The 26,993-nt window shown below is 56.0% G+C and carries 19 protein-coding genes, 9 tRNA genes and 2 rRNA genes (1 of these 30 cut by a window edge); 29 read left to right on the top strand and 1 reads right to left on the bottom strand.

Translation table 11 applies throughout. From position 1 onward, the window contains the following. From PM3016_RS00810 to PM3016_RS00860, 11 genes are all read left to right on the top strand, one after another. Positions 1-1,986: ribosomal RNA gene (locus PM3016_RS00810) — 23S ribosomal RNA — on the top strand (it extends 944 nt beyond the left edge of the window). A 170-nt stretch (positions 1,987-2,156) separates the two neighbouring features. Next, positions 2,157-2,273 (top strand): 5S ribosomal RNA (gene rrf, locus PM3016_RS00815). A gap of 15 nt (positions 2,274-2,288) precedes the next feature. Then, positions 2,289-2,376: transfer RNA gene (locus PM3016_RS00820), tRNA-Ser, on the top strand. A gap of 29 nt (positions 2,377-2,405) precedes the next feature. Then, positions 2,406-2,482, top strand: a tRNA-Met gene (locus PM3016_RS00825). Between the two features lie 39 nt (positions 2,483-2,521). Next, positions 2,522-2,597, top strand: a tRNA-Val gene (locus tag PM3016_RS00830). A gap of 15 nt (positions 2,598-2,612) precedes the next feature. Beyond that, positions 2,613-2,689, top strand: a tRNA-Met gene (locus PM3016_RS00835). Between the two features lie 14 nt (positions 2,690-2,703). Further along, a tRNA-Asp gene (locus PM3016_RS00840) sits at positions 2,704-2,780 on the top strand. 48 nt (positions 2,781-2,828) lie between these two features. Then, positions 2,829-2,904, top strand: a tRNA-Phe gene (locus tag PM3016_RS00845). Between the two features lie 5 nt (positions 2,905-2,909). Then, positions 2,910-2,985: transfer RNA gene (locus tag PM3016_RS00850), tRNA-Thr, on the top strand. Positions 2,986-2,994: 9 nt separating this feature from the next. Then, positions 2,995-3,079: transfer RNA gene (locus tag PM3016_RS00855), tRNA-Tyr, on the top strand. A gap of 15 nt (positions 3,080-3,094) precedes the next feature. Beyond that, positions 3,095-3,170 (top strand) — tRNA-Lys (locus PM3016_RS00860). Positions 3,171-3,353: 183 nt separating this feature from the next. Here the strand turns inward: PM3016_RS00860 and PM3016_RS00865 are convergent. After that, positions 3,354-4,604, bottom strand: a complete 1,251-nt coding sequence (locus PM3016_RS00865; protein ID WP_014368138.1) for a nickel-dependent lactate racemase family protein — start codon at positions 4,602-4,604, stop codon at positions 3,354-3,356. 311 nt (positions 4,605-4,915) lie between these two features. On the opposite strand from PM3016_RS00865, the gene PM3016_RS00870 reads away from it, so the two are divergent. The 18 genes from PM3016_RS00870 to PM3016_RS00955 all read left to right on the top strand — a co-directional run bounded on the left by PM3016_RS00870 (position 4,916) and on the right by PM3016_RS00955 (position 26,982). Continuing rightward, the gene (locus tag PM3016_RS00870; RefSeq protein ID WP_238540410.1) at positions 4,916-5,902 is read left to right on the top strand and encodes a PucR family transcriptional regulator; all 987 of its coding nucleotides are present in this window, start codon (positions 4,916-4,918) and stop codon (positions 5,900-5,902) included. Positions 5,903-5,992: 90 nt separating this feature from the next. Continuing rightward, on the top strand, positions 5,993-7,117 hold the full coding sequence (locus PM3016_RS00875) for an ABC transporter ATP-binding protein (protein WP_014368140.1): 1,125 nt from the start codon (positions 5,993-5,995) through the stop codon (positions 7,115-7,117). A 124-nt stretch (positions 7,118-7,241) separates the two neighbouring features. Beyond that, a complete protein-coding gene (gene hprK, locus PM3016_RS00880; RefSeq protein WP_013913997.1) occupies positions 7,242-8,183 on the top strand; it encodes an HPr(Ser) kinase/phosphatase in 942 nt (313 codons plus the stop codon). A gap of 81 nt (positions 8,184-8,264) precedes the next feature. Beyond that, positions 8,265-9,314, top strand: a complete 1,050-nt coding sequence (lgt, locus tag PM3016_RS00885; protein WP_014368141.1) for a prolipoprotein diacylglyceryl transferase — start codon at positions 8,265-8,267, stop codon at positions 9,312-9,314. Next, positions 9,292-9,945: a pyrophosphatase PpaX gene (gene ppaX, locus PM3016_RS00890; RefSeq protein ID WP_014368142.1), complete on the top strand. Its 654-nt coding sequence runs from the start codon at positions 9,292-9,294 to the stop codon at positions 9,943-9,945. The genes lgt and ppaX overlap by 23 nt, the downstream gene beginning before the upstream one ends. Continuing rightward, entirely contained in the window at positions 9,942-10,445 is a 504-nt protein-coding gene (locus PM3016_RS00895) for an acyltransferase (RefSeq protein WP_013914000.1), read from the top strand. Before ppaX ends, PM3016_RS00895 begins: the two co-directional genes overlap by 4 nt. 305 nt (positions 10,446-10,750) lie before the next feature. Further along, positions 10,751-11,929 (top strand): ATP phosphoribosyltransferase regulatory subunit, encoded by a 1,179-nt coding sequence (locus PM3016_RS00900; protein ID WP_014368143.1) that lies wholly within the window; start codon positions 10,751-10,753, stop codon positions 11,927-11,929. A 14-nt stretch (positions 11,930-11,943) separates the two neighbouring features. Continuing rightward, a complete protein-coding gene (gene hisG / locus PM3016_RS00905; protein WP_013914003.1) occupies positions 11,944-12,591 on the top strand; it encodes an ATP phosphoribosyltransferase in 648 nt (215 codons plus the stop codon). 151 nt (positions 12,592-12,742) lie between these two features. Further along, positions 12,743-14,035 carry a histidinol dehydrogenase gene (gene hisD / locus PM3016_RS00910; protein WP_014368144.1) on the top strand — a complete coding sequence of 431 codons (1,293 nt, stop codon included), beginning with the start codon at positions 12,743-12,745 and terminating at the stop codon, positions 14,033-14,035. Beyond that, entirely contained in the window at positions 14,025-14,636 is a 612-nt protein-coding gene (gene hisB / locus PM3016_RS00915; protein WP_014368145.1) for an imidazoleglycerol-phosphate dehydratase HisB, read from the top strand. The genes hisD and hisB overlap by 11 nt, the downstream gene beginning before the upstream one ends. Before the next feature lie 3 nt (positions 14,637-14,639). Further along, positions 14,640-15,266, top strand: coding sequence for an imidazole glycerol phosphate synthase subunit HisH (gene hisH, locus PM3016_RS00920; protein WP_014368146.1), 627 nt, complete (start codon positions 14,640-14,642; stop codon positions 15,264-15,266). A gap of 41 nt (positions 15,267-15,307) precedes the next feature. Further along, positions 15,308-16,066, top strand: coding sequence for an imidazole glycerol phosphate synthase subunit HisF (gene hisF, locus PM3016_RS00925; RefSeq protein ID WP_013914007.1), 759 nt, complete (start codon positions 15,308-15,310; stop codon positions 16,064-16,066). Further along, positions 16,063-16,770, top strand: a complete 708-nt coding sequence (gene hisIE / locus PM3016_RS00930) for a bifunctional phosphoribosyl-AMP cyclohydrolase/phosphoribosyl-ATP diphosphatase HisIE (protein ID WP_013914008.1) — start codon at positions 16,063-16,065, stop codon at positions 16,768-16,770. The genes hisF and hisIE overlap by 4 nt, the downstream gene beginning before the upstream one ends. Before the next feature lie 12 nt (positions 16,771-16,782). Next, positions 16,783-17,598 (top strand): histidinol-phosphatase HisJ, encoded by an 816-nt coding sequence (gene hisJ, locus PM3016_RS00935; RefSeq protein WP_013914009.1) that lies wholly within the window; start codon positions 16,783-16,785, stop codon positions 17,596-17,598. Between the two features lie 119 nt (positions 17,599-17,717). Continuing rightward, entirely contained in the window at positions 17,718-18,668 is a 951-nt protein-coding gene (locus PM3016_RS00940; RefSeq protein ID WP_013914010.1) for a ribose-phosphate diphosphokinase, read from the top strand. 170 nt (positions 18,669-18,838) lie between these two features. Next, entirely contained in the window at positions 18,839-20,593 is a 1,755-nt protein-coding gene (locus PM3016_RS00945) for a tetratricopeptide repeat protein (protein WP_014368147.1), read from the top strand. A gap of 44 nt (positions 20,594-20,637) precedes the next feature. Next, on the top strand, positions 20,638-21,591 hold the full coding sequence (gene trxB / locus PM3016_RS00950; protein ID WP_013914012.1) for a thioredoxin-disulfide reductase: 954 nt from the start codon (positions 20,638-20,640) through the stop codon (positions 21,589-21,591). Positions 21,592-21,792: 201 nt separating this feature from the next. Further along, positions 21,793-26,982: an S-layer homology domain-containing protein gene (locus PM3016_RS00955; protein WP_041619008.1), complete on the top strand. Its 5,190-nt coding sequence runs from the start codon at positions 21,793-21,795 to the stop codon at positions 26,980-26,982. Positions 26,983-26,993 lie beyond the last annotated feature (11 nt).

The raw sequence follows: 26,993 nt of genomic DNA on the forward strand, positions 1-26,993 counted from the left end.
AGTCAAACTCTGAATGCCGCAAACGTGATGCCCGGGAGTCAGACAGTGAGTGCTAAGATCCATTGTCAAGAGGGAAACAGCCCAGATCATCAGCTAAGGTCCCCAAGTGTGTGTTAAGTGGGAAAGGATGTGGAGTTGCACAGACAACCAGGATGTTGGCTTAGAAGCAGCCACCATTGAAAGAGTGCGTAATAGCTCACTGGTCGAGTGACTCTGCGCCGAAAATGTAACGGGGCTAAACACACCACCGAAGCTATGAGTCCAAGGTGCAAACTTGTTTGCACCCGGGCAGTAGGGGAGCGTTGTATGCGGGTTGAAGGTTGATCGTGAGGACAGCTGGACTGCATACAAGTGAGAATGCCGGTATGAGTAACGAAAAGATCAGTGAGAATCTGATCCGCCGAAAGCCTAAGGGTTCCTGAGGAAGGCTCGTCCGCTCAGGGTAAGTCGGGACCTAAGGCGAGGCCGAAAGGCGTAGTCGAAGGACAACAGGTTGAAATTCCTGTACCACCGTGAACCGTTATGAGCAATGGGGTGACGCAGAAGGATAGTGACGCGAGCTGATGGATGCTCGTCCAAGCAGTAAGGCTGATGTGTAGGCAAATCCGCACATCGTAAGGCTAAGCTGTGATGGGGAGGGAAATTTAAGTACCGAAGGTCATGAGTTCAGGCTGCCAAGAAAAGCCTCTAGCCAGGGAGAAGGTGCCCGTACCGCAAACCGACACAGGTAGGCGAGCAGAGCATGCTAAGGCGCGCGGAAGAACTCTCGTTAAGGAACTCGGCAAAATGACCCCGTAACTTCGGGAGAAGGGGTGCCTCGGTAGGGTGAATAGCCCGAGGGGGCCGCAGTGAAAAGGCCCAAGCGACTGTTTAGCAAAAACACAGGTCTGTGCGAAGCCGCAAGGCGAAGTATACGGGCTGACGCCTGCCCGGTGCTGGAAGGTTAAGGGGAGCGGTTAGGAGCAATCCGAAGCTGTGAACCGAAGCCCCAGTAAACGGCGGCCGTAACTATAACGGTCCTAAGGTAGCGAAATTCCTTGTCAGGTAAATTCTGACCCGCACGAATGGCGTAACGACTTGGGCGCTGTCTCGACGAGAGATCCGGTGAAATTTTAATACCTGTGAAGATGCAGGTTACCCGCGACAAGACGGAAAGACCCCATGGAGCTTTACTGCAGCTTGATATTGGACTTTGGTACGATCTGTACAGGATAGGTGGGAGCCTGAGAAGCCTGAGCGCCAGCTTGGGTGGAGGCGCCGTTGGGATACCACCCTGATCGTATCGGAGTTCTAACCTGGTACCGTGATCCGGTACGGGGACAGTGTCAGGTGGGCAGTTTGACTGGGGCGGTCGCCTCCTAAAGCGTAACGGAGGCGCCCCAAGGTTCCCTCAGAATGGTTGGAAATCATTCGAAGAGTGCAAAGGCATAAGGGAGCTTGACTGCGAGACAAACAGGTCGAGCAGGGACGAAAGTCGGGCTTAGTGATCCGGTGGTACCGAATGGAAGGGCCATCGCTCAACGGATAAAAGCTACCCTGGGGATAACAGGCTTATCTCCCCCAAGAGTCCACATCGACGGGGAGGTTTGGCACCTCGATGTCGGCTCATCGCATCCTGGGGCTGAAGTAGGTCCCAAGGGTTGGGCTGTTCGCCCATTAAAGCGGTACGCGAGCTGGGTTCAGAACGTCGTGAGACAGTTCGGTCCCTATCTGTCGCGGGCGCAGGAAATTTGAGAGGAGCTGTCCTTAGTACGAGAGGACCGGGATGGACGTACCGCTGGTGTACCAGTTGTTCCGCCAGGAGCACGGCTGGATAGCCAAGTACGGACGGGATAAGCGCTGAAAGCATCTAAGCGTGAAGCCCCCCTCAAGATGAGATTTCCCAGTATGTAAGACCCCTTGTAGACGACGAGGTTGATAGGTTCGGGGTGGAAGCGCGGCAACGCGTGGAGCTGACGAATACTAATCGGTCGAGGGCTTATCCACAAGCTTCCTGAGGGAAGCGGCGGCAGCAGTATAGATGTTAGGTCTTTAGCTAGTAAGCGAGGAGATATCTTTTTGAAAGCGACCTTTATGCGAAGTATAACGGAGCGCAAAAAGATATGCCCGAGCGCTGTTTCGTTTCCAGTTTTCAAGGTACAAGCCTTGAACAACCGTTTGGTGATGATGGCGGAAGGGAACCACGCGTACCCATCCCGAACACGAACGTTAAGCCTTCCAGCGTCGATGGTACTTGGACCGCAGGGTCCTGGGAGAGTAGAACGTCGCCAAGCAGTTCATTGATGCATGGAGAGATACCCAAGTGGCTCAAGGGGACCCTCTGCTAAGGGGTTAGACTGCGCAAGTGGTGCGAGGGTTCGAATCCCTCTCTCTCCGTAGATTCTATCTGCATCGATTATCATTATGGCGGCATAGCTCAGCTGGCTAGAGCGTACGGTTCATACCCGTAAGGTCGGGGGTTCGATCCCCTCTGCCGCTACCATATTTCCGAACTTATTGATTCATATGGTTTGGTTACCCAGGAGGCTTAGCTCAGCTGGGAGAGCATCTGCCTTACAAGCAGAGGGTCGGCGGTTCGATCCCGTCAGCCTCCACCATAATGTTTATACTGACGCGGGGTGGAGCAGCCCGGTAGCTCGTCGGGCTCATAACCCGAAGGCCGCAGGTTCAAATCCTGCCCCCGCAACCAATTTTCTTTAGTGTGGAGCCGTGGTGTAGAGGCCTAACATGCCTGCCTGTCACGCAGGAGACCGCGGGTTCGAATCCCGTCGGCTCCGCCATTTATTGTTCAAATCGAGGAATAAAGATTTGATAAATGTATATACTAAGGCTCGGTAGCTCAGTTGGTAGAGCAGAGGACTGAAAATCCTCGTGTCGGCGGTTCGATTCCGTCCCGAGCCACCATGTATGCCGCTGTAGCTCAATTGGTAGAGCAACTGACTTGTAATCAGTAGGTTGGGGGTTCAAGTCCTCTCGGCGGCACCATTGTTTTTTGGAGGCTTAGTGAAGTGGCTAAACACGGCAGACTGTAAATCTGCTCTCATCGAGTTCGGTGGTTCGAATCCATCAGCCTCCACCACTTTCTTTTCATCTAGAGCCATTAGCTCAGTCGGTAGAGCACCTGACTTTTAATCAGGGTGTCGTAGGTTCGAGTCCTACATGGCTCACCATTTCGATGCCAAGTACCTCAATTGGGGTCTTTTTTTGTTTTATAGGCCATAAACAATAACCGCCCTGAGGGAGAAATCCTTGGGCGGTTTTTTTGAAGCCGAAAGTAATAAGTTTTCAGCGAAGGGACCCCGACCAGGGGTTTTTCTTATTTTAGACTGACGAGGACTGCGACTGCCTTCCAATCAAGGAGGGGCTGGAAACGTCAGAGACCCAAACGGAATGATTGCCAGACTGACGTTCCGCTGCTGGGTAACACTTAGAATCCATTCGCTTGGGTCATGGACAGGGGAGAAGCCGAGCAGGTCAACCCAATGCGGAGCCAAGGAAGAGTAGAGGTGGACTTCCACCCGCTTGAGCACCTCTTCAACGTGAAGCAGTTTGTGGGCACCGAGTACAAAGTGTTGCTTCAAGGCCGCCGTACTGCGTTGAAGGTCGGTCATCGTCTCGAGCCAATCCTGCAGGACGCCGCTCCCGAGCATTTCGCGGCATTCGGCCACCAGCAGTACTTTTCCCCCCGGCCGGGTAAAGGCAGCCGCATTGCGAAGGGGCTTGAGTGCCTGATAAAGCTGCAGATCTCTGGGAGCTCCCCCGGCAGACACCACGATACTATCATAAAGGGGATGTGCCGGCAGAAGAAAATACTGAGCGGCGAGCTGAGCCCCCCGATGGTGTGTCTCTAAAAGATCCCCTGCCAAGGCTTCGAGTACCTCATTGTCATGATTCAGAAGCACATTCAGAACAAAGTGGAGAGGTGTGAACGATTGTGCCTCCACCATATCGGCATATAAGGGAGTGTCCGCTTCCCCGGCTTGTCCCGGATACTTCAGTGATAACCCATGATTATGTTCGATCGTGCGCCAAGAAGCCACACCGGGAACAAGAGCCTTGGCTCCTCCGGATACCCCCGCCAGCGCATGAGGCTGAATGCTTCCTGTGGCGATCCTGAGCGTGGCGTCTGCAACGAGACGGTTAATTTCCACGGGAGTCCCGAGCTTGGTCGTTCCTACATACCTGCAGTCTTCGGAGTCCGACGAGTGATTGTGAATCCGCACCCTCGCCGCAATCTCTTCCCCTGCCAGCTCGACAAGCTCCTTGGGGGTATGCCGGCGGTGAGCCCCTAAGGCCACTACGATGTCTACCTGCTCGTCGGTGATGCCGGCATCATTCAGCTCTTGAAGCAGAAGGGGCAGCATCAGCCGGTTCGGACAAGGACGCGTCCCGTCGCTGATCAGAATGATCGCACGCTCATGGCCTTGAGCGATATCACGGAGTACGGGGGAACCTAGGGGAGAAGCCAGTGCCTGCCGGATGCGTTCCAAGGAAAGCCTGGGCGATGCCTCCATCAGGGAAGCAGGGTAGGACAGAGAATCCCAGGACAGAGAGGGCGGGATATCCAGAGTTACAGTCCCACGGCCGTATCGCAGATTGGGCATAGTCATCCTCTCCTTCAGGTGGTTATGGCTAAGCACTTCTTCTTTCCATTATTTCCGCTGAAGGTACCCGGTATCCGAGAGAGCGGGGGCAGCCTGTTTCCGGCGTCAAGTTACCAGGCCGCTGATGAGTTATGATACAATATGGAGAGAAGCAAACTAGACGATTCAATACCTTATAGATGAAGGTTGGGAGCCGGATGGACTGGGGAACGGTGAGAGAACAGCTGGAAGGTATTTTGAGCATCAGCGTGGACACGGTCAGATGGCCGGTGTCTGACTGGGACCATGCATCGGAGGCCTCAGGAGAGCCTGTGAGCAGCGTGATCAAGAATGGACGGGTCTATTGGCTGGTACAGAAGCAGGAGTCGGAAGCGCTTTTATTTGCCGTAGATGAGCAGGTTGTAAGTGACGTGGAGCGGCGCCTTGTAGACTTGGTGCTCTCTACGAAGAAGGAGCCGGAGCCCAAGCCGGCCCGCATGCCGACCGAGGAGGAACGTAAAGCGGGGCTGGTGCGCGATTGGCTCCATCAGCAGCAGGAGCGCGGCTTCACCCAAGCGGAAATGCCGGACCAGCTCGTTTCGCTGCTGTCGCTCTATTCTACGAAGGTGCCCATTCTGCTCTATGGAGACTATACCACCTCGCGCCGCGTGCACTATGCGGAGCTGAAGAAGCTGCTCGATTCCTTCTTCGATGCGGAGATTACGCTGATTCCTTTGACGGAAAAAGAATGGCTTATCCTCGGTTCGGAGAAAATCCTGACAATGGACGGCGGAGATGACAGGATCTCGGATGAAGAAACGCTGGAGGACAAGCTGGCCGCTATGGGGTACGGTCTGCATGAGATGCTGGAGAATGAATGGGTAGGCGAAGCCCACTTGGCCGTGCATTACCCTATGACCCCCGCCAAATCACTCTACAGCGTGGTGCTGCAGCTGCGTGAGACGATCATGCTGGGGCGCACCTACCATGTGGGGAGCAGTATGCATCTGCCCTGGGAGCTTCAGCTCGAGAAGCTCGTTCATCTCGTGCCGGAAGCGGAGAAGGCCAGTTTCCTCGAAAGGGTGCTGAAGCGGCTCGATGTCGCCTTCGACCCGGAGACGATGACGACGCTGGAGCAGTTTTTTCAGCTGGACTGCAATGTCAGCGAGACGGCGAAAAAACTCTATATTCACCGAAATACGCTGCTGTACCGCCTCGACAAGTTCAAACAGGAGACCGGATTGGACGTTCGGACGTTCAATAACGCGGTTCTTGTGAAGATTGCCATGTTATTGTACAAAGTAACGAAAAGAAAGTGATTTTTTTGTAGGGATTGTGCATAGTCATCACGAGGGCCGTAGGGTATGATTAACTCATATCAAGATACTATCTCGTAGGGGGAATTGATCATGGCAGGCGTTCGTTTGAACCACATTGTGAAAAGATATCCTGGCGCGGCAGAAGCAACGGTAAAAGACTTCCACTTGGATATCAAGGATAAGGAGTTCCTCGTTCTTGTAGGCGCTTCCGGCTGTGGTAAATCCACGACGCTTCGTATGATTGCCGGTCTGGAAGAAATCACGGAAGGCGAACTGTACATCGGCGACCGCCTCGTGAACGATGTGGCACCAAAGGACCGCGACATCGCGATGGTATTCCAATCCTACGCGCTGTATCCGCACATGAACGTGTACCAGAACATGGCGTTTGGTCTCAAACTCCGTAAGTTCAAGAAAGCCGATATCGACGCACGCGTTCGTGAAGCTGCGAAGATTCTCGATATCGAGCACCTGCTCGACCGCAAGCCAAAAGCACTCTCCGGCGGTCAGCGCCAGCGTGTTGCCCTTGGCCGTGCGATTGTCCGTGAGCCGCAAGTGTTCCTGATGGACGAACCGCTCTCCAACTTGGACGCGAAGCTTCGTGTACAGATGCGTGCCGAAATCGGCAAGCTGCACAAGCGTCTTGAAACAACAATCATCTACGTAACGCACGACCAGACGGAAGCCATGACGATGGGCGACCGGATCGTCGTAATGGATAAAGGCATCATCCAACAGGCCGCAACGCCTGAAGAAATCTACAACTATCCGAAGAACATGTTCGTAGCGGGCTTCATCGGTTCCCCGTCCATGAACTTCGTGTCCGGTACATTCGCTGAGCAGAACGGCGGCGTGTACTTCAAAGCGCAAGGTCTGAATGTTGAAGTACCTGAAGGCAAAGCGAAAGTGCTGCGCGAGAAGGGTTACATCGGCAAAGAAGTGGTTATGGGTATCCGTCCTGAAGATTTCCACGAAGAAGCGATCTTCATGGAAGCTTCCCCGAACACGATCGTGAACGTCAACATCGAACTGTCCGAGAACCTCGGTCACGAAATGTACCTGTACCTGAACGGCATCGGTACACAAACGGTTATCGCCCGTGTAGACGGCCGCGCTTCCTTCAAAGAAGGCACAACGGTGAAGCTTGCGCTCGACATGAACAAAGCGCACTTCTTCGACAAAGAAACGACGCAATCCATCCTGGTGAATGCTTAATTCATCGGTTCGATCAAGAGGGTCAGCCCACGGGCTGGCTCTCTTTTTACTATAAGGCCTTGTTGATTTATAAGAACGATTCCATTAGGATGAGAATATTGGAATACAAAGGAGACCGATCGCGATGGCCAAAAAAGTGAAAGTGTCGGATTTGGTGAGAGAGTTCCATTTGGAGGTCATCTGCGGAGAAGAAGGACTGAAGCGTCCGATCGCTACCGCGGATTTGTATCGGCCGGGCCTGGAGCTGGCCGGTTATTATGAGTTTCATCCGCATGACCGTGTGCAGATTCTGGGGAAGACCGAGCTGACGTTCTTCGACGGCTTGACTTCGGAAGAGCGGACGGATCGCATGGAGCGGATCTGCTCGCCCAAGGATATCCCCTGCGTCATTCTGTCGCGCAGCCTGGAAGCGCCGATCGAGCTGCTTGCTTCGGCGAACGAGCATAAGATTCCCGTACTCCGTACGGCGATGGCCACTACGATTCTGGCCAGCCGGCTGACCAACTTCCTCGAGAATCGGCTCGCTCCGACAACGACCATCCATGGCGTTCTCGTTGACGTCTACGGGATCGGGATGCTGATCTCGGGCTCCAGCGGTATCGGTAAAAGCGAGACCGCCCTGGAGCTGGTCAAGCGCGGCCACCGGCTCATCGCGGATGATGCGGTGGAGATCCGCCAGACGGCGGACCATCAGCTCATCGGTAACGCACCGGAGCTGATCCGGCATTTGCTTGAGATCCGCGGAATCGGGATTATCAATGTCATGACGCTGTTCGGGGCAGGTGCGGTACGCACAGAGAAGAAGATTGCCGTCGTCTGCAAGCTCGAGACCTGGCAGCAGGATAAGCAGTATGACCGGCTCGGGCTCGATGAAGAGACGACTCGAATCATCGATACGGATGTCCCGCTGGTCACGATTCCTGTACGTCCGGGCCGTAACCTTGCCGTCATTATCGAGGTGGCTGCAATGAATTATCGCTTAAAGCGGATGGGCTACAACGCGGCGCTTCAGTTTACGAACAAATTGACGGAATCCCTTGCGGAAGATATGGATGATCTGGACTAGCGGAACCGCAGCATAACAAGATGAACCATCAGGTGCAGCCCAATCCGGGTAAGGGTGGGCTGTTGGGAAGGAGCACCACTCATGTTATTTGCAATGAGTACCGTCGCATTCTCGATCGGCCCGATCAGTGTGCACTGGTACGGCATTATACTAGGCTTGGCCGCGCTCACGGGGCTTATGCTCGCGGTTCAGGAAGGCAAGCGGTTCGGCATTCCTTCCGACTTTTTCATGGACATGCTCCTGATTGGTGTGCCGTCGGCCATTATCGGGGCACGAATCTATTACGTAGCCTTCCAGTGGGATGATTACAAAGACAATCCGATTACGGCACTCTACATATGGCAGGGTGGCATCGCCATCTACGGGGCTCTGATCGGTGCGATCATCGGAGCGGGCATTTATTTCAAGCGCAAAGGCTATTCGTTCTGGAGGATCGCCGACATCTGTGCGCCCGGACTGATTGTCGGGCAGGCGATCGGCCGGTGGGGCAACTTTATCAATAAAGAAGCACATGGCGGACCGGTGGATGCGGCGTTCCTGTCGAACAATCTCCATCTCCCATCCTGGATCGTGAGCCAAATGCAGATCGACGGCACGTACTATCACCCGACTTTTCTGTATGAGTCGCTCTGGAATTTGGTGGGCCTGCTGCTTCTCTTCGTTCTTCGCAGGCAGCGTTTCCTTCGGGCGGGCGAGCTATTCCTGAGTTATTTTATATGGTACGGCATCGGGCGTTTCTTCATCGAAGGTCTTCGGACCGACAGCCTTGGGTTTACAGGGCCGGACTGGCTGGCGGCTCTCATGAACGGCCTCTGGTCTCCGATGACGCTGCTCGGGTTCACACCGGGTGACATGAGCATGAACGGAGGCAATGTGCGGGTATCCCAAATGCTGGCGCTCCTGTTCATCATCGGTGCTGTTGCGCTTATGATCATTCGTCGGGCTACCGGGGCTTCCTCGGAGAAATATTCGGATCCGATCTATCGCAGAGGAGAGGCTCCGTCGCAGGATGCCGGAGCAGCCGGTAATGCTGCAGGAACCCCTGCCGGCACTGCGGGGAACGGTAAGCAGACAGCCGGAACAGAACACCATTCAAAGGAGCCGGACCATGATCCAAACCGTACTGTTTGACCTCGATGGAACGATTCTGGATACGAACGAATTGATCATCCAATCGTTCCTGCATACGTTTGAAGGCGTGACCGCCGAGCCGCTGACGCGGCATCATATCATACCGAACATGGGCCGGCCGCTTGTGGAGCAGATGGTCTTCTTCTCGGGCCGTGAAGAGGTAGAGGACCTCGTGGCGAAGTACCGCCATTTTAACCTGACCCGTCATGACGAGCTTGTCAAAGAGTTCCCTAAGGTGCGGGAAACCCTTGCCAGACTGCATGCCGCCGGGATCCGCATGGGCGTGGTCACCAGCAAGATCCGCAAAACGACGGAGATGGGTCTCAAGCTGACCGGCATCTACGACTACTTCGGCTCCATCGTAACGGTCGAAGATGTGGAGAAGGCCAAGCCGGACCCGGAAGGGATCCGAAAGGCCCTTCAGGAGCTTGGCGCGGATCCGGCCACAGCCGTGATGGTAGGGGACAGCCACTATGATATCGAAGCCGCACACAATGCGGGGCTTCCTTCCGTAGCGGTAGCCTGGTCCCTCAAAGGTATGGAATATCTTCAAGGGTATTCGCCTACCCACATTATCCATGATATTGAGCAACTGCTCGGCATTATCGGGCTGGAGGAGAAGCAGGTGTGAGACAGACGGACCGCTATCCGGTAGACGGGCCGAATTCGCTCTGGCAGGTGTACCGCACCATTCCGAGGTGGAAGGCGGTCCGCAACTTCATCTTCATCCAGATCTCGCGCTACGCTCCTTCGCTTCCGCTGAAGCTGTGGATCTACCGCAGGATTCTCGGGATGAAGGTGGGACGGCATACATCCTTCGCGCTCATGGTGATGGTCGACGTGTTCTTTCCGGAGAGAATCGAAGTTGGGGAGAATACGATTATCGGGTACAATTCCACGATTCTGACGCATGAATACCTCATTAAGGAATACCGGCTCGGGCATGTGCGAATCGGGTCGAACGTGATGATCGGGGCGAATACGACCGTTCTGCCCGGGGTGACCATAGGCGATGGAGCGATCGTGGGAGCGGGATCGGTCGTACACAAGGATGTGGCTCCGTACAGCTTCGTGGCCGGGAATCCGCTGCAGGTGATCCGGACCGATGTTCGGGAAGATGACCGAGCCTGACGAAGAGCATACTGAAGACCTGCGGAAGGTTTGCAGGGGATCTGCAGCAACATGTCGGCGTGGTCGGATTTTACCGTAAAATGAAACAGTCTGCTCAGCTTAGTCACAACATCAGAGGCAGGACCTGAGGGTCCGTCTCTTTTTTGTATCCCGGGTTGCAGGAGCAGGGCATGCAATTGACGAAGCTGGGCTTCCGTGGTAAACTAACGATTACATTCTTCATCTTGGTAGTATGGTAACATATTAGCGGACTAAAGCGTTCTGAAATATTCATGACTAAACGAAGATAGATAGGGTGAACTCCATTGTCCAAACCGAAGGTGTTTGAGAAGCCTACAGGCGTGAAGGACTATCTCCCTGAGGCAGCTGCCAAACTGCGCAGCATTGAGCTGAACGTGATGCAGTGCATGGAACGTTGGGGGTATCGTGAGATTATCACGCCAACGCTGGAATATTACGATACGGTGGGAGTGGCCAGTTCTACGGAAGACAAGAAGCTGTTCAAGCTGCTCGACCGCAACGGAACGACACTGGTGCTGCGTTCCGACATGACGGCACCGATCGCAAGGGTCGTTTCGTCTCTTCTGCAGAATGAGGCCTTCCCTCTGCGACTCTCCTATCAGGCGAATGTGTTCCGGGCCTTCGAGGCGGAAGCCGGCCGGGATGCGGAATTCTTCCAAACCGGCGTGGAGCTTGTCGGTGACGCTTCGTCCGAATCGGATGCCGAAGTGATTGCGCTCGCCATTGCGTGTCTGCAGGCGGCAGGCGTTAAGCAGTTCAAGATTGCCGTGGGTCACGTCGGCTTCCTGAACGGGCTGCTGCAGGAAACGCTGAAGCATGACGCGGAGGCACAGACGCTGCTGAAGGGATGCCTGCTGAACCGCGATTATGTAGGCTATCGGGAGGCGCTTCAAGAGCTGCAGCTGACCGAGAGGGTACGGGGCGAGCTGGAGGGGATTCTGCGGCTGCGCGGCGGCCAGGAAATCTGCCGGCAGGCGCGCGAGCTGACCGAGGACCCGGTAGCCCAGCATGCGATCGCCCACCTTTGCGAGGTATGGGATGTGCTGCAGGCTTATGGTGTCAGCGATCATGTGCTCATCGACCTGACGATGATCGGAGACTTTTCTTATTATACGGGGATGACGTTCGAAGGTTATGCCGCCGATCTCGGCTTCCCGGTATGCAGCGGCGGACGTTACGATAACCTGCTGAAGCAGTTCGGCCGTCCAGCTCCGGCAACCGGATTCGCTCTGAAGACCAACCGGATTCTTGAAGTCGTCGGACGGGAGACGCTGGGACGCCGGCTCCGGAAGACCCTTGTGCTTTATACGGCGGGACGGCGGGCAGATGCACTGGCCCGTGCAGCGGAGCTGAGAACGGAAGAAGGACGTACGGTGGAGACCCGGCTGATTCCGGAAGGATTTTTCGTGGCGGTCCAGGGGCTGCCGTATGACGATGTGCTTGAATTCGTAGGCGAAGGATAGGAGGTACCCAGGCGATGCAGGAGCTATTGAAAGTAGCGATGCCCAAAGGGCGGATCTATAAGCAGGCGTCGAAGCTGTTCCGCGAAGCGGGCCTTGCGATACCGGACGATGCGGACGATTCCCGGAAGCTGATCATTCAGGTGCCGGAAGCGAATATGGAATTCATTATGGCGAAGCCGGTGGATGTGCCGACCTATGTGGAGTACGGTGTGGCGGATATCGGCGTAGTCGGCAAGGACGTATTGATGGAAGAAAACCGCGATGTATATGAGCTGCTGGATCTTGGCATTGCACGCTGCCGGATGTCCGTGATTGCCCTGCCGGATTGGCAGCCGGTAATCAATCCGCGGGTAGCGACGAAGTATCCGAACGTGGCATCCCAGTACTTCCGGGAGCAGGGACAGCAGGTAGAGGTCATCAAGCTCAACGGTTCGATCGAACTGGCGCCGATGATCGGCCTGGCCGACCGTATCGTCGATATGGTCGAGACCGGCAGCACGATCCGCGAGAATGGGCTCAAGGAATATGAGCAGATCTTCTCGATCACGTCCCGACTGATCGCCAACCGGGTGAGCTACCGGATGAAGAACAACGCGATTCAGGCCCTGTGCGACCGGCTTCAGCCGGCAATTGCGGCGGCTACCGCAGGTGCGGGCAAGTAAGCGGTCCTACTCGGTTGATGGTATGGGCACAGATTAAGCCGGCGGATAAGCGCTTAACATGCAGTCTAACAGTGAGCGAGCATAAGCGATTAACATCCACTTGGCAGGATGAGAGATTGAACCAAGGAAGCTATCGGGAGGAGGCGGCGACATGAAGGTGATGCCGGCATCGGAGTTTAGTCTGAAGCGGGAGGTCGAGTACGGCTCTCCCGAGCAAAATGAGGCGGTTCAGCGCATTATTGAAGAGGTGCGGCAGGATGGGGATGCGGCTCTCCGCCGGTTCGCACAGCAGTTCGACGGAGTGAACGTAGGTGATCTGCGCGTGAGTTCCGCTGAGATTGAAGCCGCGTATCAACAGGTGGATGAAGATTTCCTCACAGCCATTCGGGAAGCGTCGGTGAATATACGCCGGTTCCACGAGAAGCAGATGCGCACCTCCTGGATGGATCTGCAGGGCGACGGCAGCATCCTCGGCCAGGTGATCCGGCCGCTGCGCCGCGTTGGTTTGTATGTTCCGGGCGGTAAGGCGGCATACCCGTCCTCGGTGCTCATGAACGCCATTCCCGCCCAGGTGGCCGGTGTGCCGGAGATCGTCATGGTCACCCCGCCGGCTACGGCAGGGGTGGAAGGCATCGATCCGCATATCCTCGTGGCGGCTGCGGAAGCCGGCGTGAAGGAGATCTACCGCGTCGGCGGCGCCCAGGCGGTGGCGGCGCTGGCTTATGGCACGGAGTCGATCCCTGCGGCTGACAAAATCGTCGGACCGGGGAATATCTACGTAGCCCTGGCTAAGCGGTATGTGTTCGGCGCCGTGGACATCGATTCCATCGCGGGACCGAGTGAGATCGTGGTGCTGGCGGACGGCAGTGCCGATCCGGCTTATGTGGCCGCCGATCTGCTGTCCCAGGCGGAGCACGACGAAATGGCTTCAGCGATTCTGATTACGCCGTCGGAGGATCTCGCGAACGCCGTGCGGACCGAGGTGGAGCTGCAGCTGCAGGCGCTGCCGCGGCGCGAGATCGCTGCACAGTCGATCCGCGATTACGGCGCAATCCTTACGGTCTCCTCGCTCGAAGAGGGCGTCGATGCGGTGAACCGGCTGGCGCCGGAGCATCTCGAGATTCTGGTGGCCGACCCGTTCCAATACCTCAGCCGCATTGAGAATGCGGGAGCGGTTTTCCTCGGCCCGTACAGCTCGGAGCCGGTAGGCGACTATTTTGCGGGACCGAACCATGTGCTGCCGACCAACGGTACGGCACGGTTCTCTTCGCCGCTGAACGTCGATGATTTTCTGAAGAAATCCAGTGTGATCTATTACAGTAAGGAAGCTCTGCTGCGTGACGGGGAGAAGATCATGACGCTGGCCCGCCACGAAGGGCTCGAAGCTCACGCGCGTGCAATTGAAATCCGGTTGGAGAAGGAAGGGAACCGCAATGGCCAATGAACAAGATCAGCAAGCAGTCCGCCGCTCCGAAGTGGCGCGCAAAACCAATGAGACCGATATCCGTCTGGCCTTCGCGGTAGACGGAAGCGGCGTATCGGAGATCGAGACGGATGTGCCTTTCCTCAATCATATGCTGGACCTGTTCACGAAGCACGGCCAGTTCGATCTGCGTGTGGATGCCAAGGGCGACGTGGAGATTGACGATCACCACACCGTGGAAGATATCGGGATTTGCCTCGGGCAGACGCTCCGTGAAGCGCTCGGCGACAAGCGGGGCATCAAGCGCTATGCGAGTGTGTTCGTCCCTATGGACGAGGCGCTGGCGCAGGTGGTCATCGACGTGAGCAACCGGCCGCACTTCGAATACCGGGCGCAGTATCCGTCCCAGACGGTGGGCAGCTTCCAGGTGGAGCTCGTGCACGAATTCCTGTGGAAGCTGGCACTGGAGGCTCGTATTACGCTTCACGTTATCGTCCACTACGGACTGAACACACACCACATGATCGAAGCGGTCTTCAAAGCGCTGGGCCGGGCCCTCGATGAGGCGACAAGCATCGATCCGCGCGTACAGGGCGTGCCTTCGACGAAAGGGGTCCTGTAAGCCATGATCGCGATCATCGACTACGGCGTAGGCAATCTGCACAGCGTCCGTTCCGCGGTGGAGCGCCTCGGGTATGAGGCGCTTGTCACTTCGGACGAAGCGGAGATTCTCGGCGCTGCCGGCGCGATCCTGCCCGGTGTCGGCGCGTTCGGCGACGCGATGGCGCATCTGCGCGAAGCGAAGCTGGCGGATACCGTGAGGAAGGCCGCGGACAGCGGCAAGCCGCTGCTCGGCATCTGCCTCGGCATGCAGCTGCTGTTCTCGCGGAGCGAGGAGCATGGCGAGCATGAAGGCCTCGGCCTGCTGCCGGGCGAGGTGATACGCTTCCGCGGCGATTACAAGGTGCCGCATATGGGCTGGAACAAGCTCTCCTACAAGCAGGAGAGCCCGCTGTTCCGTGAACTGCCGGAAGGACACGTGTATTTCGTCCACTCGTACCATGTGCTGCCGGAGCAGGCCTCGGATCTCCTGGCCACTACGGATTATTACCAGGAAGTGACCGCGATTGTCGGACGCGGCAATGTATTCGGCATGCAGTTTCACCCCGAGAAGAGCGGCAGCGTAGGCATGAAGCTGCTCGGCAACTTCCTTGCGCTGTGTGAAGGACGCGCAGCGGCAGGGCAGCTGTAGAAATGGGAGTGGACTAAGGCAACACGGAAAGGGGAACAAGTATGCTGGCCAAACGGATTATTCCCTGCCTTGACGTGAAGGACGGACGGGTCGTCAAGGGAGTCAATTTCGTCAACCTGCGGGATGCCGGGGATCCGGTTGAGCTTGCAGCGATCTACGATAAGGAAGGGGCCGATGAGCTCGTATTCCTTGATATCTCGGCATCTCACGAAGGGCGGGCCACCATGGTGGAAGTGGTGCAGCAGACCGCAGAGCAGGTGACGATTCCTTTCACCGTGGGCGGCGGCATTGGCTCCGTCGACGACATGAAACGGATGCTGCGTGCCGGCGCGGACAAGATCGGGATCAACACGGCGGCTCTTCGTAACCCGCAGCTGATCTCCGACGGAGCCCGGCGGTTCGGGTCGCAGTGCATCGTCGTGGCGGTGGACGCGCGCTTTAACTCCGAGTGGGGCGAGTGGGAAGTGTTCACCCACGGCGGCCGCAATGCGACAGGCATCCGTGCTCTGGAGTGGGTGAAGCGGGCGGAGACGCTCGGCGCAGGGGAACTCCTGCTGACCAGTATGGACGCCGACGGCACGAAGGACGGCTTCGACATCAAGCTGACCCGTGCAGTATCGGAGCTCGTCAGCATCCCCGTCATCGCCTCCGGCGGAGCGGGACGCAAGGAGCATTTTGCCGAAGTGTTCGAGCAGGGCAAGGCGGATGCGGGACTGGCCGCCACGATTTTTCATTACAAAGAAATGACGATTGAAGAGGTCAAAGACGACCTCCGCAGCAAAGGAGTCGAAGTCCGATGAGTGGAGCGCAGGGAGCAGTAGAGAGCATAGAGGCGCTGCAGGCGGCTGTCAAGTGGGATGCCCACGGCCTCGTGCCCGCCATCGTCCAGGATGCACTGAGCAAAGAAGTGCTGATGATGGCCTATATGAATGAGGAGTCGCTGAAGCTGACTCTGGAATCGGGCGAGACCTGGTTCTGGAGCCGTTCGCGTCAGGAACTGTGGCATAAAGGCGCTACGTCCGGACATACCCAGAAGGTCACATCGCTGCGGTACGACTGTGACGGAGACACGCTGCTCGTGCTTGTCGAGCAGAAGGGGCCTGCCTGCCATACCGGCAGCTACAGCTGTTTCTTCAATGATGTGAAGCTGGGTGCGCTTGCGGGAGCGGAGGCAGCCGCTGCAAATGAATCGGACCGCTTCGCCATGCTGGCGAAAGTGGAGGCCGTGATTGCCCAGCGTGACGCAGAGCGGCCGGAAGGCGCGTACACGACGTACCTCTTCGAGAAGGGGATCGACAAGATCCTGAAGAAGATCGGTGAGGAAGCGGGCGAAGTGATCATCGCAGCCAAAAATCAGGATAACGACGAGCTTCGCTACGAAGCGACGGACCTGCTCTTCCACCTGATGGTGCTGCTGCGCGAGCGCAAGGTGCCGCTCGACGACCTGATGTTCGAGCTGGGGCGCCGGTACAACAAACCGAAATCCGAATATTCGCTGGAATAGGAGAGAAGCTAAGTGCGCATCGATTACCACACGCACCATGTGCGCTGCGGGCATGCGTCGGGCGATCTCGAGGAATATGTGGTGAAGGGCATCGAGATCGGACTGACCCAGCTGGGCTTATCTGATCACATGCCCTTGCTTCATGTAGATCCGGAGACCTATCTGCCCGGCATGGCCATGCCGATGGACGAACTGCCGCGGTACGTCGAGGAGGCGTTCCGCCTGCAGCAGAAATATAAAGATCAGATCGATATCCGTGTCGGCCTGGAGGGCGATTACATCGAAGGCTGGGAGAAACAGATCGAAGAAATCATCCGGGCCTATCCGTGGGATTACGTCATCGGCTCCGTTCATTTTCTCGGGGAATGGGACATCACGGACTACCGCCAAACAGACGGCTGGAAAGAACGCGATGCTTATGCCGTATACGAGCAGTATTACGATGCGGTCGTGAAGGCCTGCCGGACGGGGTTCTACGATTATATCGGCCATATCGATGTGATCAAGCGCTTCGGCTTCAAGCCCGACCGGAATGTCGAGCATCTGGAGAACATGGCGCTCGAGGCCGTGAAGGCCGCCAATATGGCCATCGAGCTCAACGCTTCGGGCCTGCGTATGCCGGTTCAGGAGATGTTCCCGAGCCGGCGGATGTTGGAATACGCGTTAAAGCTTGGCATTCCCGTAACGCTGGGGTCCGACGCGCACCAGCCCGAACGGCTTGCCCAGTATTTGGATGAGGCTTCAGCCCTGCTGCAGGACGTGGGTTTTACCGATTTAGCCACATTTAAAGTCAGGAACCGACAAAACGTGCCTATTGGATTCGAGTGATTTCATGTATAATGGGTAAGAAACAAATTCATTCCTGATCCCAGGGTAAACCGATACAGGCGTCTAATGCGCCACACGTCAAATGTTCCACGGAACACAAGCAGAATGCGGAGGTAACCATGTACAGCGACAAAATGAAGATTTTCTCGGGTTCGTCCAACCCGAAATTGGCAGAGCAAATCTGTAGAGAGCTGGAGGTACCGCTCGGCCAGATTAAACTTTCCCGTTTCAAGAGCGGGGAAATTTACTGTCTCTACGAAGAGAGCATCCGGAACTGTGATGTGTTCCTGGTGCAGACGTTCTCCCATTCCATCAACGAGAATTTCATGGAGCTTCTCGTCATGATGGACGCGGCCAAACGGGCTTCGGCGAGAACGATCAACCTTGTCGTTCCATACTATGGTTATTCCCGCCAAGAGCGCAAAGCCGCGCCCCGGGAACCGATCTCGGCGAAGCTGGTGGCAGACCTGCTGACGGCAGCAGGGGCGGACCGTGTTATTACGATCGATCTGCACGCACCCGCGATTCAAGGCTTTTTCGACATCCCTGTGGATCATTTGACCGCGCTGGATCTCATCAGCGACTATATGAAGAAACTCAATGTGCCTAATCCGATCATCGTTTCCCCGGATGCCGGACGGGCTACAACGGCCGAGAAGATGGCGAACATCCTCGATGCACCGTTTGCCATGATGATCAAGAAGCGCCCGGCACATAACGAAGCCGTCATCACGCACGTGATCGGGGACGTGGCCGGCATGACGCCGATCATCATCGAAGACCTGATCGACACGGGAACGACAATCGTCAACGTTGTCGAGGGGCTGAAGGAACGCGGCGCACACGACGCTTACATCTGTGCCACGCACCCGGTATTCTCCGGTCCTGCCCTGCAGCGTCTGGATCACCCGAACATCAAAGAGGTGGTCATTACGGACTCCATCGCGATTCCGGAAGACCATTCCGCCCGTTTCCGGGTGCTCTCGGTTTCCCACCTGCTGGCCGACGCGATCAATATCATCATGTCCGGCGGCTCGCTCAGCTCCCTGTTCAAATACGGCGGAGTGTAACCTTCATAAGATTTCCCACACCACTCCGGCCTTCAGAACCTTATGGTTTTGGGCCGGTTTGTGTTATGATGGGAAGAACTACGAATACCGGACATGTAGAGACTCACCCATCAGCGTAGGCTGCCGATGACTTCTCGATCATACCGGACGGACACGGAGGTGCCTTACTCATGGAGAAGAAAAAACGTGCCCTACCCCAGACCCACACCAATGTCGTGCCAATGAAAATGGATGCCACGTTCTTTTTCGAAAAAGCCGTTCAGTCAATGGACCGTTATCATTATGATAAGGCATTGAAATATTTTCGTCGTGCCGCCGAGTACGAACCGGAGAACGCGGTAAACCACTGCAACCTGGCGGGGCTGTTATCCGAGATGGGTAACTATGAGGAATCGAACCGCATTTTGCAGCATGTGCTCGACCAGATTGACCCGGCGATGACGGAATGCTACTTCTATATGGCGAACAACTTCGCGAATATGGAGAATTACGAATCGGCCGAGAAGGCGATCGTCCATTATCTCGAGAATGACCCGACAGGCCAGTTCCTGGAGGAATCCGAGGAGATGATGGAGCTCCTGAGCTTCGAGCTGGAGCGGCCGGCGAAGCTGTCGACGATCAAAAGCCGCGAAGGGCTGTTTGAGCATGATCGCGCCCGTGCGCTGCTCGAGGAAGGCAAGTTCTCGGAAGCGGTGCGTATTCTTGAGAACATCGTCAAGAAGCATTCGGATTTCATGGCGGCGCGCAACAATCTGGCGCTGGCCTATTACTATATGGGACATTTCGACAAATCGGTCGACATGATCAAGCAGGTGCTTGAACTGGAGCCCGGCAATCTGCATGCCCTTTGCAACCTGGCGATTTTCTACCAGCACTTCGGTGACAAGGTAGCGCTTGGCGAACTCCTCGAAGTGCTGCGCAAGACGTATCCGTTCCACCAGGATCACGTCTTCAAGCTGGCCACGACGATGGGGATCCTGAGCGAGCACGACAAGGCCTACCGTCTCTTCAAGCGGCTGCTGAAGACCGGGGAAGCGGGGCTGGATCCCTGCCTGTTCCACTATACGGCGGTAGCGGCTTACAATACGGGCCGGTATGCGGAAGCGGAGCGCCAGTGGCGCCAAGCCGAGAAGTTCGATCCGACTTCGGAGATTCCGAAGTTCTACCTGAATCTGCTGAACAAGTATAAGCAGGATAAAATCAAGCCGAATGTCAGCTATCATTACCACCTGCCGTTCGAGGAGCAGTTCCGCGGTATTGAACGCGGCGAGAACGGTCTGCCGGAGCATTTGAAGCGCGATCCGCTCGTACGTTCGTCCTTCTTCTGGGCGCTGCGTCACGGGGACGGGGATACGAAGCTGCAGGTGATTCAGGCGTTCGCACTCATTGGAGATGATGAGGTGAAGGACTCGCTGACCCAGTTTATTCTGGAGCCCGGGGAAGATGACTATCTGAAGAAGGTCGCCATCTTCGTACTGCGCAGTATCGGTGTAAGGGAGCCGCTTCAGGCGGTATTGGAAGGGAAGGAGACTACGGTAGCCCCCTCCCCCTTCGCTCCGAACCTTCCTGTTTGGGACCGCAAATGGCAGGGTATTATGGAGATGGCGATGCGTCATATGGCCCGCCGTTATGATATGGTGCAGCAGTACGATTTGCAGACTCTCTGGGTAGAATACCTTACGAGGGTGTTCCCGAATGTGCCGAAAATGGCGAAGCCTGAGGGCTGGGCCGCGGCACTGGAGTACCTGACGGCCAAAATGCACCGCCGTCCCATTACGTACGGGGATGCAGCCGCCAGATATGGGGTATCCATTGCGACCGTCAGCAAGAATGCCAAAACCATCGATGAAGCCTGCGGGCTTCGGGAGAAGATGGCCGCTATCTTCAGCAAGTTTGCCGAATTGGATTCCAGCCATGAATCATAAATAGCAAGCAAACCAAAGCGAATGCAAAGACGGGAGGAACCTATATGTACAAATCCATCGTAATCGGTACCGGCCCTGCAGGCCTGACGGCGGCGATCTATCTCGCACGCGCCAACCTGAATCCTCTGGTGATCGAGGGTCCGGAGCCAGGCGGCCAGCTTACTACGACGACTGAGGTTGAGAATTTCCCCGGGTTCCCGGAGGGCATCATGGGTCCCGAGCTTATGGCCAACATGCGCAAGCAGGCGGAGCGCTTCGGTGCGGAATTCAAAACCGGCTGGGTCAACAACGTGGATCTGTCGAAGCGTCCCTTCAAGCTGAACGTCGAAGGCCTTGGCGACATTGAAGCCGAGTCGCTCATCATCTCTACCGGCGCGTCTGCCAAGCTGCTCGGGATCGCGAACGAAAAGGAAAGCATCGGCCGCGGGGTATCCACCTGTGCCACATGCGACGGGTTCTTCTTCCGCGGGAAGAAGATCATTGTGGTGGGCGGCGGCGATTCCGCGATGGAGGAGGCGAACTTCCTGACCCGCTTTGCTACGGAAGTTCGTCTGGTACACCGCCGTGAGGAGCTGCGCGCCTCGAAGATCATGCAGGACCGCGCACGTGAGAACAGCAAGATTACGTGGAGCCTGAACCGGACTCCGCTTGAAGTGATCTCGGGTGAGAAGGGCGTAACGGGACTTAAGGTGAAGAATAACGAGACGGGCGAGGAAGAAATTCTCGAGACCGACGGGATCTTCGTTGCGATCGGCCATAAGCCGAATACCGACTTCCTTAAAGGGCAGATCGTAACCGATGAAGTCGGCTACATTCAGGTCAAACCGGGCTCATCGCTGACGAATATCGAAGGCGTGTTCGCCTGCGGCGACGTACAGGACAGCAAGTACCGTCAGGCGATTACCGCGGCAGGCAGCGGCTGCATGGCGGCACTGGACTGCGAGAAGTTCCTCGAAGGGCACATGGTGCACGACTGGAGCCAGTCGCTGAATAAGTAAGAGCGTGGTAGGAGAAGCGTGAATCCGCACCGGGAGGTGAAGGGTTCACGCTTTTTTGTTGTTACCAGTGATTTGTAAGTAAAGCGGATATTAAGTTTCGTTTAGAGGGATTCCCAAAATGTAGAAGTTATGGTAGCATGAGCGAAACGATACATAATGTATCGAATCCTGTGGATTTTAGGGAAGGAGAAGTCGGATTCTTTGAAGAAGTTGTCGAAACGAATCATCCCTGCGGTTCTGTCTTCCGTCCTGCTGATCGGCGGCAGTCTCCCTGTAGGTGCGGCACCGGATGCAGGCCAAGGCTTGGCAGTCGACCCGGCGAACATGCTGCTTGTACCTTCACTGCAGCTCCAGGGGCTGGCCGCTTCCCCAGTGCAGCTGCTGCAGCAGAAGGGCCTTACCGTTACGGAGAACAAAGATACGGGGGCGCCGCGCTTCCTGATGGGAGCTTTGTCTGCCCGTTTGAACACGGATGAAGCCGTTCTTCAATATGTAAGCTTAAACCAACAGGTCTTCGGCCTGCAGAATGCCGCAGCGGAGCTCGGTCTGGTCAGGAAGAATACGGACGATATTGGACAGTCTCATTATTTGTACCAGCAGAAGTACCGGGGCGTTCCTGTGTATGGGAAGTACATCAACCTGCATCTGGATTCATCCAAGAAGGCATATGCGATCCAAAACCAGCTTATGGGTTCTGTCGGTGGATTATCCGTAGATGTTACTCCTGCACTGAGCGGTCAAGAGGCAGTGGCGAAGCTGCAGGCTGAACTGGAATCGACCATCGGACAATCCATTACCCTTGGGGGTAAGATCGGTGAGAAGGTGGAGGTCCCGCTGCCGGAAGCGAAGCTGGTGGTGTATCCATTCGAAGGTGAGACCCATCTGGCGTATGAGATCAAGTTTACGTATATCCAGCCGGAGATCGGCAGCTGGGTCGGTTTTGTCGATGCGCATACGGGAGCCATCATACATAAGTACAGCAATCTGCACCACGCGGATGGGGACGGGGCGGTCGTCTCGGAGAATGTCGGCCATAAGGGCGACAAGAAGCAGTTGAATGTGCTGAAGGACGGTAATACCTATTACCTGGCGGACATAACGAAGCGTATGTTCATGGAGCATCCGGGGCACGAAGATTCGGGAGAGGTCCTGACTCTTGAATATGCAGGGGAGACCCCACAGGGATTTCTAGGCAAACTCCAGTCCAGCAATTCGCCAGTGTTTAACAGTCAAAAAGGAACCTCAGCGGCACATGGAGTGGACGCCCATTATTATGCAGGTCATGTATATGACTTTTTCCTGAAAGAGTTCGGACGCAACAGTCTTGACGGTAAAGGAATGGACATCGTGTCCATGGTCCATGTGCCTCAAGCGATGGATAATGCATATTGGCTCGGTGGTGCCAATGCGATAATATACGGCGACGGAGATCGCTATGACTGTCTCGCCTGCGCTGGAGACATTGTGGCGCACGAGCTATCCCATGGGGTAACGCAGTTCTCTGCCGGTCTGGTTTATGAGAACCAACCGGGGGCCTTGAATGAATCTTTCTCTGATATCATAGCGTCTGTGTTTGACAGTGAGGATTGGCTTCTCGGAGAAGATACAGGCAATATACTCCGCAGTCTTGAAAATCCTGAGCAGCATGGGCAGCCCAAGCATATGGACCATTTCCAGGAGCTGTATGACGATATCGTCATTGGTGACAACGGTGGAGTGCATATCAACAGCGGAATCCCGAATCATGCCGCGTATCTCATTGCGCAGAAAGTCGACGCACTGAAGATTGCAGGATGGAATGGCCGCAAAGTATTGGGGCAGCTGGCATACGGTACGCTCACGAAATACCTGACCCCGGTCTCCGAGTTCGAGGACGCGCGTGACGGCTTCGTTGCCTCGGTATCCGACTGGCAGAAAGCCAACGGTATTCCGGTTGAGCAGGCGCAAAAAGTGAAGGAATCTGTGATCGCTGCCTGGACCGAGGTGGGCCTGGCATACACGAGCGGTTCAGAGGCGCATCAGAGCAGCAATATCACATCCTTTACGATTCCTTCGGTAGCTAACGAGCAGCAGACCCAAATCGATCTGGCGAATGCCACGGTAACGTATTACGCGCCGAAAGGCACGAATATCAGCAATCTGGCACCGCAGTTCACCGTGTCTTCTGGAGCTGCTGTAAGTCCTGCTGCTGGAACACCTCAGGATTTCAGTAAAGGTGGAGTCAAGTATACCGTCACTTCGCAGAGCGGCGCTTCTAAAGTCTGGACGGTGTTCGTTGTTGAAGCGGGTAAAGATACGGATGCTCCGAAGTATCAAAGGTCCTCATTCAGTTACGATAACAAAACGCTGACCGTGGAGTTTAACGAACATGTTCTCGACTTCCGCTATTACGCGGGAGCGAGAGAGCGGACTCTGAAAGATAAGATTTGGGTTGTTGATGCTGATGGAAAGAACAAGCCTCTAGGTGCGGAGGATACCGCACAGGTTAAGGATGGTAAGCTACAGATTTCATTTGGCCATCCGGTAACGTATGCTTCCGTCCGAAGTATCGTCATTGAGCCGGCAGCAGTTGTAGATTTAACGGGGAATTACACTGTGAAGGAGGAAGATACAGTATTTATTCCTGTAATTCCAGCTCCAGTGCCGGTTCCGCTCGGAACAACGATTATAGCAGGCGGGGCTAACGGTGCACTGGTCGAGCTTTATAACGCTGAGAATGATAAACTGGTCTCTTCGATACAACTGGGGCAGCAAGAGAACCGGGCGCACTTCTTCTATATACCAGACGGGAAATATATACTGCGACAAGTGATTGCCAGCGACAGCAATCCGGCAAGCTTAGCGTCGGCGCCGATTACCATCGCTCGCCTACAGGCCCCTGCTAACCTGCACGCGACAGAGGTAACGCCGCAATCCGTGCGGCTCCAATGGGAGCCGGTTTCAAACGGGACCCCTGTCACCTATGAGGTCTATGGGTACAACAGCAGTAACGGGAGCGTTGTTGCAGCCGCGTCAGGAGTGACTGATGCCGTCTACAACGTGACTGGCCTTACGCCGGGAGGCTATATGTTCTCGGTCAAAGCGGTGGATGCAGCTGGAGGCCGGGTTTCCACACCGGCAGTAACCACTGTGGATCATGCGGTGACCGTCTCGGCCGATACTTACGCTCCTTTTTGGTCCACCTATGCGGCGCTGGGGGACTCCCTGGCGGCAGGTGTAACCCATGAAGGCAGACTTGGGTTGGGTTATCCGGATTACATCTGGAACGAACTGAAGAATCAGGGTCAACCTGTATATTTTGACAAACGCTATGCATCTCCTGGATATACCTCCGGGGATGTGCTGTCGGACCTGAAGCGCAGTGTGACCCGTTCCGTTTACGGCCAACCGGGTGAGGGCAGCATCGCCGATACAGTGCGTTCGGCCAACCTCATTACACTGAATGCCGGAGCCAATGACCTGCTGGCAGCCGACAAGATCGCTGGAGGTACACTTAGCGAGACGCAGGCTCAACAATTATTGGCATCGATCGGCAGCAATATCGGCAGCATACTGGATCTCATCAAAGAAATTAATCCGAATGCCTCCGTGTTCGTGATGGGATATTACAATCCGTTTCCACATGGAACGGAGCAGGAAAAGCAGCGTGCTCAACTGCTGATTGAGGAGCTTAACAAGGTAATTAAGGATGTGGCAGAGAAGCGGGGAGCAACGTTTGTGGCTACCATGAATGCGATCGCCGCAGACACTGCAAATAATCTCCCGAACCCAGCGAACATTCATCCGAGCGATAAGGGCTATAAATTGATTGCCGCGGAATTCCTGAAAGTCATTCCGGCGGGAGCCGCGAAGAGCAAGCTTACGGTCAGCGACGTGACCCGTACCGGAGCGAAGCTCACTTGGGAATCTGCTGTAGACTCCAAGGGAGTTACCCAGTACCGAGTGTATCGCGATGATACCGTGGTTGGTACAGTGTACGGCGGCGAAACCTCTTATGCTATTTCGGGGCTCAGCCCAAGCAAGACCTACCAGTTCCGAATCGAAGCTGGCGATGCGGCCGGCAACTGGTCTACGGGCGGTCCTACGGCCTCCGCAACGACCACTAAAGGCTCCAACTCACCAGGTGGAGGCGGAGGAGCCGGTGCACTTCCTGCGGATGCCTTTACGGTTTCCGATACAGGCGTAACCCTCAAGTCTGGCGCATATACCTCCGTGCAGAAAACGGAGAACGGGCAGTTCGTTACCGAAATCACGCTCGACGGCGCCCGGCTGGCCGAAGTGTTCCAGAAGCTGAAGACGCTCGGCAGCGCCTCCCGCACGATTACGCTCGAAGTCGACACGAAGCAGGGGGTCACCGTGGTGGCTCCGGGACAAGCGCTGCTCGAAGGGCTGAAGGCGGTGCCTGATGCCTCGCTTCAGATCAAAACGAATACGGCCGGTTACCACGTTCCTCTGAATGTGGTTCCGGGAGATATCACGGAACAGCTGAAGGCAGCCAAGCCGGGTGACGTCATGGTGCGCTTCGGGATCCGGGTCCATCCAGGTTCGTCGGTCACGGCCGCGAAGCTTCAGGGAGACCTCTATGGCTTTGACGTCACCGCTGCAGCGGGCACTGCGTCCCGCAAGCTGGTCATCCCTGCGAACAAAGCCGGTGTCATTACCCTGACGCTGGACGGCGAGATTGACGAGGCTCAGGCTTCCCTCGTCGGCTATGATCCGGACAAAGGTGCTATCCGCTTTGCCCCGGCGCTCTTCCAGGAGAAAGAAGGAAAGACAACCGTCACCGTGGCCCGGAATGTATCCCCGGCATATGGCGTTGTAATTACCGTTCCGGCCTTCACCGACCTCGACGGCCACTGGTCGTCGAAGGATGTGGAGCTTCTCGCCGGCAAGCGTGTGATTGAAGGCACGACAGACACCACCTTCGAACCGGAAAGCCCGATGACGCGGGCACAGTTTGCCACGCTGCTGGTCCGCGCCCTCGGCGTCGATCCGGCTGTAGAAAGCGCAAGCCGGTTCACCGATGTCACACCGGGGGCCTGGTACGGGTCCAGCGTATCGTCCGCCGTCTACGCCGGGCTGATTGAAGGCTTCGAGGACGGCTCGTTCCAGCCGGATGCGTCCATCACCAGGGCGCAAATGGCGACGATGCTGTCGAGAGCTTTGAAGTTTGCGGACCGCAAGCCAAGTGTCTCCGCTGCGCTCCTGGACTCTTTTACGGATAAAGGGGACATCGGCGAATGGGCGGAAGCGGCGGTAGCTGAGGCTGTACACGCGGGGATTATTCAAGGCATGACGGACACCACGTTCGCTCCTGCGGAGAATGCAACCCGTGCCCAGGCGGCCGTGATGCTGAAGCGTATGCTGCTGTACATTGAATACCTAAACTAGGACGCTGTTGT

The sequence above is a fragment of the Paenibacillus mucilaginosus 3016 genome (assembly GCF_000250655.1).
GTDB classification, from domain to species: domain Bacteria; phylum Bacillota; class Bacilli; order Paenibacillales; family NBRC-103111; genus Paenibacillus_G; species Paenibacillus_G mucilaginosus.

Bases quoted from the DNA above. Each gene is read 5' to 3' on its own strand.
- PM3016_RS00865 (WP_014368138.1), bottom strand. From the start codon at position 4,604: ATGCCCAATCTGCGATACGGCCGTGGGACTGTAACTCTGGATATCCCG.
- PM3016_RS00875 (WP_014368140.1), top strand. From the start codon at position 5,993: ATGGCAGGCGTTCGTTTGAACCACATTGTGAAAAGATATCCTGGCGCG.
- hprK (WP_013913997.1), top strand. From the start codon at position 7,242: ATGGCCAAAAAAGTGAAAGTGTCGGATTTGGTGAGAGAGTTCCATTTG.
- lgt (WP_014368141.1), top strand. From the start codon at position 8,265: ATGTTATTTGCAATGAGTACCGTCGCATTCTCGATCGGCCCGATCAGT.
- ppaX (WP_014368142.1), top strand. From the start codon at position 9,292: ATGATCCAAACCGTACTGTTTGACCTCGATGGAACGATTCTGGATACG.
- hisG (WP_013914003.1), top strand. From the start codon at position 11,944: ATGCAGGAGCTATTGAAAGTAGCGATGCCCAAAGGGCGGATCTATAAG.
- hisD (WP_014368144.1), top strand. From the start codon at position 12,743: ATGAAGGTGATGCCGGCATCGGAGTTTAGTCTGAAGCGGGAGGTCGAG.
- hisB (WP_014368145.1), top strand. From the start codon at position 14,025: ATGGCCAATGAACAAGATCAGCAAGCAGTCCGCCGCTCCGAAGTGGCG.
- hisH (WP_014368146.1), top strand. From the start codon at position 14,640: ATGATCGCGATCATCGACTACGGCGTAGGCAATCTGCACAGCGTCCGT.
- hisF (WP_013914007.1), top strand. From the start codon at position 15,308: ATGCTGGCCAAACGGATTATTCCCTGCCTTGACGTGAAGGACGGACGG.
- hisIE (WP_013914008.1), top strand. From the start codon at position 16,063: ATGAGTGGAGCGCAGGGAGCAGTAGAGAGCATAGAGGCGCTGCAGGCG.
- PM3016_RS00940 (WP_013914010.1), top strand. From the start codon at position 17,718: ATGTACAGCGACAAAATGAAGATTTTCTCGGGTTCGTCCAACCCGAAA.
- PM3016_RS00945 (WP_014368147.1), top strand. From the start codon at position 18,839: ATGGAGAAGAAAAAACGTGCCCTACCCCAGACCCACACCAATGTCGTG.
- trxB (WP_013914012.1), top strand. From the start codon at position 20,638: ATGTACAAATCCATCGTAATCGGTACCGGCCCTGCAGGCCTGACGGCG.